At 60.2% G+C, this 12,528-nt stretch carries 8 protein-coding genes; 6 read left to right on the top strand and 2 right to left on the bottom strand.

Translation table 11 applies throughout. The annotated features are described in order from the left end of the window. The first annotated feature begins 3 nt into the window (after positions 1-3). Together ACLK1G_RS11640 and ACLK1G_RS11635 are read left to right on the top strand one after the other, a co-directional pair. On the top strand, positions 4-1,749 hold the full coding sequence (locus ACLK1G_RS11640; RefSeq protein ID WP_420765562.1) for a PTS fructose-like transporter subunit IIB: 1,746 nt from the start codon (positions 4-6) through the stop codon (positions 1,747-1,749). Positions 1,750-1,939: 190 nt separating this feature from the next. Beyond that, on the top strand, positions 1,940-3,481 hold the full coding sequence (locus tag ACLK1G_RS11635; protein WP_420765561.1) for an alkaline phosphatase D family protein: 1,542 nt from the start codon (positions 1,940-1,942) through the stop codon (positions 3,479-3,481). A gap of 136 nt (positions 3,482-3,617) precedes the next feature. On the opposite strand, the gene ACLK1G_RS11630 is transcribed toward ACLK1G_RS11635, so the two are convergent. Both ACLK1G_RS11630 and ACLK1G_RS11625 read right to left on the bottom strand, forming a co-directional pair. After that, positions 3,618-6,143 carry a PepSY domain-containing protein gene (locus ACLK1G_RS11630; RefSeq protein WP_420765560.1) on the bottom strand — a complete coding sequence of 842 codons (2,526 nt, stop codon included), beginning with the start codon at positions 6,141-6,143 and terminating at the stop codon, positions 3,618-3,620. A gap of 214 nt (positions 6,144-6,357) precedes the next feature. Next, positions 6,358-8,676 carry a TonB-dependent receptor gene (locus tag ACLK1G_RS11625; protein WP_420765559.1) on the bottom strand — a complete coding sequence of 773 codons (2,319 nt, stop codon included), beginning with the start codon at positions 8,674-8,676 and terminating at the stop codon, positions 6,358-6,360. A 207-nt stretch (positions 8,677-8,883) separates the two neighbouring features. On the opposite strand from ACLK1G_RS11625, the gene ACLK1G_RS11620 reads away from it, so the two are divergent. The 4 genes from ACLK1G_RS11620 to ACLK1G_RS11605 all read left to right on the top strand — a co-directional run bounded on the left by ACLK1G_RS11620 (position 8,884) and on the right by ACLK1G_RS11605 (position 12,495). Continuing rightward, a complete protein-coding gene (locus ACLK1G_RS11620) occupies positions 8,884-9,564 on the top strand; it encodes a Fe2+-dependent dioxygenase (protein WP_420765558.1) in 681 nt (226 codons plus the stop codon). 57 nt (positions 9,565-9,621) lie between these two features. Further along, on the top strand, positions 9,622-10,332 hold the full coding sequence (locus ACLK1G_RS11615; protein ID WP_420765657.1) for a tetratricopeptide repeat protein: 711 nt from the start codon (positions 9,622-9,624) through the stop codon (positions 10,330-10,332). 298 nt (positions 10,333-10,630) lie between these two features. Next, the gene (locus ACLK1G_RS11610; RefSeq protein ID WP_420765557.1) at positions 10,631-10,963 is read left to right on the top strand and encodes a hypothetical protein; all 333 of its coding nucleotides are present in this window, start codon (positions 10,631-10,633) and stop codon (positions 10,961-10,963) included. Further along, positions 10,942-12,495, top strand: coding sequence for an alpha-xenorhabdolysin family binary toxin subunit A (locus tag ACLK1G_RS11605; protein ID WP_420765656.1), 1,554 nt, complete (start codon positions 10,942-10,944; stop codon positions 12,493-12,495). The genes ACLK1G_RS11610 and ACLK1G_RS11605 overlap by 22 nt, the downstream gene beginning before the upstream one ends. The last annotated feature ends 33 nt before the right edge of the window (positions 12,496-12,528 follow it).

Raw genomic sequence — 12,528 nt, 5'->3', positions numbered from 1 at the left:
AAGATGAAATTAGCCATTGTGACGGCTTGCCCGAACGGCATGGTCACCAGCGTGTTGTGCGCCCGCCTGCTGGATGCGGCGGCCCAGCGCCAAGGTTGGAGCACCAGTGTCGAAGTCCATGACGCGGCCCACCCGGAACGCCAGTTGTCGGCGGCGACCCTCGAAGCGGCCGAATGGGTATTGCTGGTTGCCAGCGGCCCGGTGGACCTGTCGCGATTCGTTGGCAAGCGGGTGTTTCGCAGCACCCCGGCCCTCGCCCTGCAGGACGTTGACGCGGTGCTACGTCGCGGCGCCGAAGAGGCCCAAGTGCTGGGCGAGGCCGAGGTGCTCGCCGAAGAACCTGCGCCATCGACCGAACGCGCCCCGCGCCTGGTGGCCATCACCGCGTGCCCGACCGGCGTCGCCCATACCTTCATGGCCGCTGAAGCCTTGCAACAGGCAGCGGCACGCTTGGGTTATGACCTGAAGATCGAAACCCAGGGCTCGGTGGGCGCCCGCAACCCGCTCAGCCCCGAGGCGATTGCCGAGGCCGATGTGGTGTTGCTGGCGACCGATATCGAGGTCGCCACCGAGCGTTTCGCCGGTAAGAAAATCTATCGCTGCGGCACCGGCATTGCGTTGAAACAAGCCGAAGCCACGCTGAAAAAAGCCTTGGTCGAAGGCGTCCAGGAAAGCGCAGCGAGCGGTGCTTCCACGGGCCCGGCGAAGACGGAAAAAAGCGGTGTCTATAAACACTTGCTGACGGGTGTTTCGTTCATGCTGCCGATGGTGGTGGCGGGTGGCTTGATGATCGCTTTGTCGTTCGTGTTCGGCATCGAGGCCTTCAAGGAACCTGGCACTCTCGCAGCGGCGCTGATGCAGATTGGCGGCGACACCGCATTCAAATTGATGGTGCCGCTGCTGGCGGGCTACATCGCCTATTCGATTGCTGACCGACCTGGCCTGGCGCCAGGGATGATCGGCGGGATGCTGGCCAGCACCCTGGGCGCTGGATTCATCGGCGGGATCATCGCCGGTTTCCTCGCCGGGTATGCGGCCAAGGCGATCAACCGTTACGCGCGCCTGCCCCAGAGCCTTGAAGCGCTCAAGCCGATCCTGATCATTCCGTTGCTGGCGAGCCTGTTCACCGGCCTGGTGATGATCTACATCGTCGGCAAACCGGTGGCGGGCATGCTTGAGGGGCTGACCCATTTCCTCGACAGCATGGGCACCACCAACGCGCTTTTGCTGGGCGTGCTGCTGGGGGCGATGATGTGCGTGGACCTCGGTGGGCCGATCAACAAAGCCGCCTACGCGTTTTCCGTGGGACTGCTGGCTTCGCAAAGTTATGCACCCATGGCCGCGACCATGGCCGCCGGCATGGTGCCGCCGATTGGGCTGGGCATCGCCACGTTCATAGCCCGCCGCAAGTTCGCCAAGACCGAGCGTGAGGCCGGTAAGGCAGCGCTGGTGCTGGGGCTGTGCTTCATCTCCGAAGGCGCGATCCCGTTCGCGGCCAAGGATCCACTGCGGGTGATCCCGGCCAGCATTGCCGGCGGCGCGCTGACCGGTGCGCTGTCGATGTACTTCGGCTGCAAACTCATGGCACCTCACGGTGGGCTGTTCGTGATGCTGATCCCCAATGCCATCAACCACGCGCTTTTGTACCTGCTGGCGATCGTGGCGGGGAGTTTGGTGACGGCAGTGGCGTATGCGCTGCTCAAGCGACCGGAAGTGGTGGAAATGGCGTTGGAGCCGGCGAAGGCCTGAGTCCACTCCGGTTTCCCCTGTGGGAGCGAGCTTGCTCGCGATAGCGGTGTATCAGTCAACAAATAGGTGGCCTGACACTCCGCAATCGCGAGCAAGCTCGCTCCCACAGTGGTTGTGGGGTGATCATGAAATCCCTGTCACACCCACTTCACACACCCATGCTTAAGTTTTCCCATTTGGGGAGAACACCATGAGCGAATTCGACCTGGGCCGCCGCCGTGTGATGCAAGTCGTTGGCGCGGGCTTGTTGCTGCCCGGGCTGGCCCCGGCCGTGATCGCTTCGGTCAAGGACCGGCCCGTGTTGACCGAAGGTGTGCAGTCGGGCGACTTGCAAGGTGATCGCGCGATGATCTGGAGCCGCAGCGACCGCCCGGCGAGGATGGTGGTGGAGTGGGACACCCGCAGTCAGTTCCCCAACCCCCGGCGCTTCGTCTCGGCGCTGGCCGATAGCCGCAGCGATTTCACCGCTCGGGTCGAGCTCACCGGCTTGCCACCCGACCAGGCGATTTTCTACCGCGTGCATTTCCAAGACGCCCAGAGCGGTGTGGCCAGCGAGCCGTGGCTCGGCCACCTGCGCAGCGTGCCGCAGTTCAAGCGCAACATCCGTTTTGTCTGGAGCGGCGACACCGTCGGCCAGGGCTTTGGTATCAATCCGGACATCGGCGGCATGCGCATCTATGAGGCCATGCGCCTGCGCCTGCCGGATTTCTTCATCCACAGCGGCGACACCATCTATGCCGACGGCCCGGTGCCGGCGCAGATCACCACAGAGGGCGGGCGCATCTGGCGCAACCTGACCACCGAAGCCAAGAGCAAGGTCGCCAAGACCCTGGATGAATATCGCGGGAACTACCGCTACAACCTGATGGATGAAAACGTCCGTCGCTTCAATGCCGAAGTGCCGCAGATCTGGCAGTGGGACGACCACGAAGTGGTCAACAACTGGTCGCCGGGCAAGCAACTGGACGAGCGCTACCAGACCAAGGACATCCACAGCCTGGTCGGTCGTGCGCGGCAAGCCTGGTTGGAATACGCGCCGATGCGCCTGCAGAAGGCCGATGGCGGAGGACGCATCTACCGCAAGCTCGGCTACGGGCCGATGCTGGATGTGTTCGTGCTGGACATGCGCAGCTACCGCGAAGCCAACGACGCCAACCTCGGCGCGGCGAAACCGTTTCTTGGCCGTGAACAGTTGGATTGGCTCAAGCGCGAACTGAAGCAATCCCGCGCCCAGTGGAAAGTCATCGCCGCCGACATGCCCATCGGCCTGGGCGTGCCGGATGGCGAGGTCAGCCCGGGCGTGCCACGCTGGGAAGCGGTCGCCAACGGTGACCCGGGCGAGGCCCAGGGCCGTGAAGTGGAGATCGCCGAACTGCTCGGTTACCTGCGCAAGCATCAGGTGCGCAATTACGTCTGGCTGACCGCCGATGTCCACTATTGCGCCGCCCATCACTACCACCCTGAACAGGCCGCGTTCCAGGATTTCGAACCCTTCTGGGAGTTCGTCGCCGGCCCATTGAACGCCGGTAGCTTCGGGCCCAATGCCCTGGACAAGACCTTCGGCCCTGAAGTGGTGTTCCAGAAAGCCCCTCCGGCCCAGAACACCTCGCCGTTTGCCGGCTATCAGTTCTTTGGCGAGGTGAACATCGACGGGCAGAGCGGGGAGATGAGCGTGGTGCTAAGGGACCTGGAAGGGCTGGCGGTGTTCGAGAAGAAGTTGCAGCCGGTGTGAATCAGAGGCCACTACAGACCCCATGTGGGAGCGAGCCTGCTCGCGAAAGCGGTGTGCCAGGCAACACTTGTGCAAACTGACACACCGCTTTCGCGAGCAGGCTCGCTCCCACAGGGTTGATGTTGGGTGTCCAGGATCAGTACACATCCCGCCGATACCGCCCTTGCTCGATCAGCTTCTCCACTTCCTCACGCCCCAGCACCAGGTTGAGCACGTGATCCACCCCTGACGCCATGCCGTGCAGGCTGCCACAGACATAGATCACCGCGCCGTCGGCCAGCCATTGCTTGAGCAATGCCGCCGATTCCAGCAGGCGATCCTGGACGTAGATTTTCTTGTCCTGATCCCGGGAGAAGGCCAGGTCCAGGCGCTCCAGGTCGCCGGAGGTGACCCATTCCTGAAGCTCATCGCGACAATGGAAATCGTGTTCGCGGTTGCGTTCGCCAAACAGCAGCCAGTTGCGTTGCATGCCCTCGGCAACACGGGCCTTGAGCAAACTGCGCAGGCCGGCCAGGCCGGTTCCGTTGCCCAGCAAGATCATCGGTACGCCTTGGGGTGGCAGATGAAAGCTGCTGTTGCGTCTTACCCGCAAGCTGATTGGGCTGCCCAGCGGCGCATGTTCGGTCAGCCAGCCGGAGCCGACGCCCAGGCTGCCATCGGCGCGGCGCTCCTGGCGCACGATCAGTTCCAGCACGCCATCGGCGGGGATCGATGCGATGGAGTATTCGCGCATGCCCAGCGGTGCCAACGCCTCCACCAGTGCCTGGGCGTGCAGGCCGACCAGATGGGCGCGGTTTTCCGGCAACTGGCGTGTCGCCAGGGCTTGTTCGAGTGTCTGCTGCAAGCCGTCGACGTGTACCCGAGCAATACCGGCGATGCCCAGCCCATCGAGGAAATGTTCAATGGCCCATGGATCATTGCGCGGCAGGATTTCCACCAGGTCACCGGCCAGCCAACTGCTCGGCCCCGGTGCGGTGAGGCCCAGCAGGTATACGCCAGACCCGCAGCTGTCGGGGTTGAGCAGGGTGCGTTGGTTCAACGTCCAATGCTCGAAACTCGGCGCCCGCCAGGCGTCCGCCGGGGCCTGGCCGGTGAGTTCCGCCAGCTGTTGTTGCCAGTGGCGCAAGGCGTAAGGATCGCCGCTGTCCACTTCCACCGGCGCGAACAGTGTCTTGCCGCCGTGTTCCGCCAGCCAGGCATGCAGGCGGCGGGCGAAGCCGCAGAAGTTTTCATATTGGCGGTCGCCCAGGCCCAGCACCGAATATTGCAAGCGTTCCAGGCTCAGCGGCTGGCCCAACACCTTGCGCTCGAAACCCCGGACACTGTCGGGGCCTTCGCCATCGCCAAAGGTACTGACCACGAACAAGGCGCGAGTGGAGCTGTTCAAATCCTGCTCGCTGACGCCGGCCAATGGCCGGACCTTCACCGGCAGGCCGGCGGCCTGGAGCTGGCCGGCGGTCTGCCAGGCCAGTTGCTCGGCGAAACCGCTCTGGCTGGCGAAACCGATCAGCCACGCCGGGGCGTCACCAGGGGTTTGGGTCAGCGCCTGGCGGGCCTTTTGGACCTGGCGCTTCTTGCGTCGACGATCGAGATACAACAGCCAGCCAGTGATGAAAAACAGCGGCATGGCCAGCGCGGCGACAGTCACCAGGATCCGGCCGACCAGGCCGAAGTAGCTGCCGACATGCAGGGCGTAGATGCTGGTCAGCAATTGCGCCTTGAAGCTTTTGTCGCCGTAGCGGCTGTGACGGCTGACGACGCCGGTGGCCGGGTCGAGGATAAGCTGGTTCAGCGCCCGGTCATGGGGGGAGTTTTTCAGCAGGTAGAACACGGTCGCCGGTTGTCCCGCTACCGGCGGCATGCGCACGTTATAGGCGGACAGGTCGGGGCCGGCGGCGCTGTAGATGCTGCTCCACATGGCGCGGTAGTCGGCGATCGGCGCCGGGCCACCGGGTGCGGGGCCGCGCTTGCGCACGCGCTCATCCTTGGGCGAATCGGAAAGCAGGCGGGTTACGCCTTTGTTGTACCACTCGTAGGACCAGGTCAGCCCGGTCAAGGCGGCCAGCAGGTAGAACACCAGGCACCAGGTGCCCGCGACGGAGTGCAGGTCCCAATTGAAACTGCGGCCTTTTTTCGCCCAATCGAGGGTCAGCCAGGCGCGCCAGTTTTTCCATTGGCGCGGCCAGCGCAGGTAAAGCCCGGACAGGCAGAAAAACACCAGGATCAGCGTGCACGCGCCGGTGATCTGCCGGCCTACGTCGTCCAGGGTGAGGACGCGGTGCAGACGGAGCATCAGACCAAAGAAGTCCTGCCCCACCACATCCCCCATGAATTGCGCGTTGTAGGGATTGAAGTAGCGCATCGGGCCACGCTTTTCCCCGGGCGGGGCGGTGAAAACCGCCCGTGCGGCGTTGCCGCTGTCGGTCTCTACCCAGAGCATGCTGACGGTCTTGCCGGACGCGGCTTCGATCTGTTCCACCAGTTCGGCAGGCGGCAATACGCCGGCCGGTTGCTTTTCAACCGTCAGCACCTGTGGGTTCAGCGCGCGCAGGATCTCGTCCTGAAACGACACCATCGCACCGGTAATGCCCATCAACGCCAGGACCAGCCCGGCACTGATGCCAAAGAACCAGTGCAACTGGAACAGGGTTTTCTTCAACACGTCGCCCGCCTTGTTCGTTCAATACTGTTTGTCACGGCGTGCATTATGCCGTGTGTTATCGAGAACCATTCATAAACACACCTGAAAGCCCCGATCATTTGCATGAGCGGGGCTTTTTGCCCGGTGCCGGTCAGTGATGGCTGGGCGCAGTCCTGTGGGAGCGAGCTAGCCACCACAGGTCCATTGCCTGACCATCGGCATCGGGTTTTCGCCTTTAGAAGTGGAAGTTGGTACTCAACAACGCGGTGCGCCCGGCCGCCTGGTTGGCGAAGTGGGTCGAGAAAGCCTTGTCGTAGTAAGTCTCGTCCGTCAGGTTCTGCACGTTGAGTTGCAGGTCCAGGTTTTTGCTGACCTTGTAGCTGGCCATGGCGTCGTAACGCACGTAGGAATCGACCATCGTAGTATTCGCCACGCTGCCAAATACATCGTCCACATAGAAGGCACCGCCACCGATGGTCAGCTTTGGCGTGAGGGCATAGGTGGTCCAGACGCTGGCGCTGTTCTTCGGTGTGTTGGGCAATTGATTGCCATCGGTAACACTCAACGGCCCGCCATCGACCTGTTCGCTGTCCAGGTAGCTATAGCCGGCGAATACCTGCCACTTTTCCGTGAGCTTGCCGCTGGCTGACAGTTCGAGGCCGTCGACGCGGGTCTTGCCGGCGTTCTCATAGGTGGTGGTGTCGACCTGGACCCGGGCGTTTTCCTTCTCGGTGCGAAAGATCGCGGCCGTCAGTGACAGGCGACTGTCGAGCAAGTCCCACTTGGTGCCGATTTCGTAGTTCTTGGTGGTTTCCGGCTCCATGTCGCTGGCGAGCAGGTTGCCGCTGCGGTCCGGCGTGCCACCCAGCGGGTTGCCTTCCTGACCTTCACCGACCGTGTTGCCCGGCGGCGTGGCCGAGGTGGCGTAGGACGCATAGATGCTGCCGTTGTCCGCCGGTTTCCAGACCAGGCCGAACTGGCCGGTAACGAACTCGCTGGTGTCATCACCCTTGGAAGTGGTGGTGCCGGCGGCATTGTAGGTTTTGTATTTCGTGTCGAAGTGGTCGTAACGCAAGCCCATGTTCACCAGCCATTGCGGTGACAGCTCCAAAGTGTCGAACACGTAAAGCGCACGGGTGACGCTGGTGGTGTCGGTGCCGGCGTAGTTGCGGGAAATCGCGCCGCTCCAGGGATCGTTCGGGTTTGGATTGGACAGCGACGTGCAGTTGTTCCCGCTTGGCGACCCGACTGTCGCCGGGGTGCAGTTGGTGTTCGCGGCGGCGGTGCCCGGCACGGTGTCGGTGTTGACGTTGTACGAGGATTTCTCGCCGGTTTCGCGGCTCAGTTCGATGCCTGTGGAGAAGCTGTTCTTGAATCCTGCGACGTAAAAATCGCCAAACAGATCGGTCTGGTTGGTGGTGGTGTCGACATTGCTGACGCGAGTGTTGGCCCGGCGCCAGACCGTACCATTGTTGACGTTGCCCTTGCTGTCGTCGGGCTGGGTCAGGATGTAGTCCTGCATGCTGGAGCCGTGGCGCAGGGTGTTCTTGACCGTCAGTGCATCGCTCAGGTCGTGCTCGATGGCGATGGTCGCCGTGTCGACGCGAGTCTTGCGGAAGTCGCGGTCGGTGAGGCCGTAGAAGTTACTGCTGTCGCCGCCGGCGTAGGGCTTGTCGGGGTTGGCCTTGGTGCGATCGGCCGTACGACCCGAGGCGGGCACGGTGTAGGGAATGCCCGAATCCGGCAGGTCGTTGCTTTCCAGGTGGTAGTAATCGAGGTTGACCCGGGTATCGGTGCCCAGGCCGAACGCCAGCGATGGCGCGACGCCCCAGCGGTCGTAGTTGACCTTGTCACGACCGGCGACGTTGCTTTCATGGCTCATCAGGTTGAGACGGCCGGCGGCGCTGTCGCTGAACTGGTAATTGCCGTCCAGTGTGTAGCGCTGGGTCTGGTCCGAACCCCAGGTGAAACCGCCGTCGAAGGAGTCGCCCAGATGCGCTTTCTTGCTCACCAGGTTGATGGTGCCGCCGGCGGCACCACGGCCACCGATGGCGGAGTTGGGGCCCTTGCTGACCTCGATGGACTCGACCGCGAAGATCTCCCGGCTCTGGGAACCGGTGTCACGCACGTTATCCAGGTAAGTGTCGCCCTGGGCATCGAAGCCACGGATGAAGGGGCGGTCGCCCTGGGGGTTGCCGCCTTCACCCGCGCCGAAAGTAATGCCGGGCACGGTGCGCAGCGCGTCTTGCATGTTGAGCGCGCCGGTGTCCTTGAGTACTTGCTGGGGGATGACCGTCACCGAGCGTGGCGTGTCGACCAGCGGCGCGGTGTATTTCGAGGACGAGGCTTTCTCGACCTGATAGGACGTCGTGTCATGGGCTTCGCCGGTGATACTGGTGGCATCCAGGGAAATGGCATTGCGCGGTGCTTTTTCTTCGGTATTTTCTGCCGCCTGGGCCATCTGCGCCACGGAGGTAGCACTGAGCGCGACGCCGATGGCGGAAGCCAGTAGACGAGGTGAATGGGCCGGTGATTGTAGTTGTTGACGCGACATGAACAGTGCCTTCCCCAAGGTTAGAGGCCGCGGAATATAGGGGAAACAGGTATTTGTATCAATTGCGAAATATTGCTATTTGAGAGGAATTTACATTCTTTACAATTTGCCCTTACGGTTTCCGTCGAGTGGTGCGTTGTGCGGGGTTGTGCACAGCCAATAAGAATCACTACCATTGGCGCCCCTCTATCCACAGGTCCGAATGCCATGTTGTTGCACATCCCCGGTGTGTTTAGCGCCGAAGAAGCGCAGCGTATTCGTGAAGCGCTGGAGCAGGCCGAATGGGAGGACGGCAAGGTCACCGCCGGTTATCAATCGGCCAAGGCCAAGCGCAACCTGCAACTGCCCGAGGGCCATCCCCTGGCCAAGGAGATCGGCGCGGCCATGCTTGAACGGCTGTGGAAAAACCCGTTGTTCATGTCGGCGGCCCTGCCGCACAAGGTGTTCCCGCCATTGGTGAACTGCTACAGCGCTGGCGGCAGCTTCGATTTCCACATCGACAATGCCGTGCGCCAGCCCAAGGGCAGTGCCGAGCGGGTGCGCACCGACCTGTCGGCGACGCTGTTTTTCAGCGACCCGCAGGACTACGACGGCGGTGAGCTGGAAATCCAGGACACCTACGGCACCCAGCGGGTCAAGCTGCCGGCCGGCGACATGGTGTTGTATCCGGGGACCAGCCTGCACAAGGTCAACGCCGTCACCCGGGGCGCGCGCTACGCCTCGTTTTTCTGGACACAAAGCCTGGTGCGCGAAGACAGCCAGCGGGCACTGCTGTTCGAGATGGACGGCGCGATCCAGCAATTGACCCGGGACGTACCCGACCACCCTTCGTTGATCCGCCTGACCGGCACCTATCACAACCTGTTGCGCCGCTGGGTCGAGGTGTAAGTGGCGGATTTTCGTCTGCGCCGAGAAGAGGTGCTCGACGGCGAAAGCCTCAAAGCCATGCTCAAGGACAGCCCGGCGCGCGCGGCCCAGGCGATTCTCATCGCTGCTGGCGCTGGCGTGCTGGAGGCCCAGGCGCTGCTTGGGCAAATTCTGTTGGATGGGCAGGGCATCGAACAGGACAAACCCCTGGCCCTGCGCTGGTTCGACATCGCCGCCCAACGCGGGCACTTGATGGCGCGCAACATGCTGGGCCGTTGCCATGAGCATGGTTGGGGCTGTGTTGCCGATCCTGCAGTCGCTGCCGCCCATTATCGACAGGCCGCCGAGGCAGGGCTGGATTGGGCGATGTACAACTACGCCAACCTGTTGGCGACCGGGCGTGGGGTTACTGAAGATCAGCCGCAGGCGTTGGCCCTGTACCGCCGCGCCGCAGAATTGGGCCACGCCAAGTCAATGAACCTGCTGGGGCGTTATCTGGAGGACGGGCGCTGTTGCCCGGCGGATCCAGTTGCGGCGGCCGAGTGGTATCGGCGTTCGGCCGAAGCTGGAGATTTCCGAGGCCAGTTCAGCCATGCGGCGGTGCTGGCGCAAGAAGGTCGCATCGACGAGTCCTTGACTTGGCTGCGCGAGGCGCTGGCGGGTGGAAATGTGAGTTTCCTTCGCGTGGGCAGTGAGGCGTTGCGGGATGCTCTGCATCCGGAAGTTCGTGCCATGGCTTGTGCTTATCGGCAGCGACTTCTTCAAATGACGGACACCAACAATTCGTAATTGAGCCTGCCGCCAACCCTATGTCTTTCTAAATCGTGTTGTTGTCCATGAACATATTTCGAGTTTTATAACTTCAGGATTTGTCGGGCCGACAGTTTTGCGCTTCGGCGCGCTCGGCTGTCTTGTTTATTGATACTTGAGGTGTTGTGGCGTGTCGCAGATATATCCTAGAGTCTTTTTGCGCACTTTTATAAGTGTGCGCAATAACACTGGATAGTCGAATGACAGGAAGTTAAAGATAGAAATCGAGTTGGATGACAGGATAGTCAAGGCGGCCGCGGAGGCGCCTGAGGTGTTTGTGAAAGCATCTTTCGGTGAGGGCGGAGGAAATAACAGGCAACCGGGAATACAGCTAACCAAGGAACAGATCATCAGCCTGAAAAAATATGAGGTGCTGGGTTTATCGCTTCCTGTTCGTATACAAGATGTGCAAGTGTACTTGAATTATGGCGCGGGTGACGAGGGCGGACCGGGGCTCAAGGCCGTGGACTTTCAGAAAACATTCGCCATCACCTATGATCATGCCAAACGTTGGACACCTTTGCGTGAGGATATCATGCAGACGGGAACTAATCTGAGCATCTTCTCGAGAAGACCTATAAGCAAGATATTCAAGTCATTCAGGATGTAATCGATCAGCGTGCCGCTCGTATTGACGAGCTCAATCAGCAGTATGCCGAGATGGTTAAAGAGGCGATCGTCGCCGCAGCGACCTTGAATATCGGCGGATTGATAATGGGTATCTATCAAGGCGTCAAGGCTGAAGAGTTGCGAAAAGAACGAAATCGGTTAAAAAACGAACAGGATGGCGATATTGAGAAGCTGGTGAGTAAAAGTCAGACGCTAACGTCGTTGAATCGTGTGCGAGGCGATCTTCAAAACCTAAGTGCTGTAACGATTGAGGCGGAGGCGGCGACGCAGAACCTCATGTTGGTGTGGAACTCGCTAAGCAAATTTATAGAATCGTCGTCGGAACATGTCGAAAAAATAGAAAACGCCGTCAGGCTGAGAATGTTCATTACCCAGATCGAGCTGGTGGTTTCGCCTTGGAAGGATGAGATTCAACACCGCTCCGATGCGCTGCTGGCGATTTTTGATGAGGCCGAGAAGGAATATCAGTCTGGTAACTTGATTAAACCAAGGATGGCGAGAATGTCCTACATGTCGAATGAATCGTACTATCCACAACTGAATGTCAGTGCATTGTTAGGCTCTAACGAGGGCATGCAGAGCTCTAGGACGCAGGCGCAGTTACTTTTAGAGTTTCACAATTATTTGCCCGATGTGGTAGCAACAATGACGGGTTTGGCATCCGTAGCCAATGTCGAGACGGCAGAACTTCGCAAGCGCGCACAGACGACAATTTTCAATTTGGAGCAAACGGCAAAAAAACTTGAAACTTATAAAGCTCAGATGGACCGATATGATGATGAGGAAGATAAGGAGGATTTTCGCTCGGAGATTGAAATTGAACTTAATAAGATAAATAACTTGATCAGTCTAGAAGCCAGGGAATTGGGTGGAATCCAGCTGAGACTGAGTACTCACTATGACAGGTCTGCATCGAAAGAATGGGTGCTCGTACTGGAGCAGGATCGAGCCTATGCAGAGGAGCAAAAAGCTAATGCGCAAGCCAAGCGTGTCGAGCTGGATGAGCAGGCCAAGTCAGTTTCTGAAGCGATAGAGACGATCAGGAAAAATGGCGTCGAAAAAATTGGTCAGGAGGCGCAGCTGACAGTGGAGAACTTGGCGGCGATGGGGATGGCGCCGCCTCAGGTACAAGTCGCACTGCTGGCGATGGACACACTGAAAAAACTGGTCGCTGGTATTGGCGAAACGATTTCCTATCTGAGTATGGTTGCTGGTCACAACACGCTTAAGGAAAGAGTCCGTCAGCTGAGTATCGATATTGACGTACAGGACAAGGACATCGCCATCATACGAGGGAAAATAGAGTTGGTTAAAAGCCTGGATAGCTTGGATGGTTTTCGCTTGGACTATGTCAAGGAGTTCGCAAACATCGCTGGCGCCTATGAGAGGTTCGCAAAGGTTTTTGCTCGTGAAGAATCGCTGTCCATTGACGAACATACCCAGAAGGTTCTCTCAACTGTTCCCGGCGTTATTCAATATCTGCGCCCCCTTTCCAGCCAATGGCTGATTTGAGGTGGTTTCGGGCGTGAGCCAAGAATGTTAATT

The organism is Pseudomonas algeriensis, assembly GCF_048847255.1.
In the GTDB taxonomy this organism is placed as follows: Bacteria; Pseudomonadota; Gammaproteobacteria; order Pseudomonadales; family Pseudomonadaceae; genus Aquipseudomonas.
The sequence above is the reverse complement of the archived record's forward strand: the minus strand, read 5'-3'. Positions and strand labels throughout refer to the sequence as shown.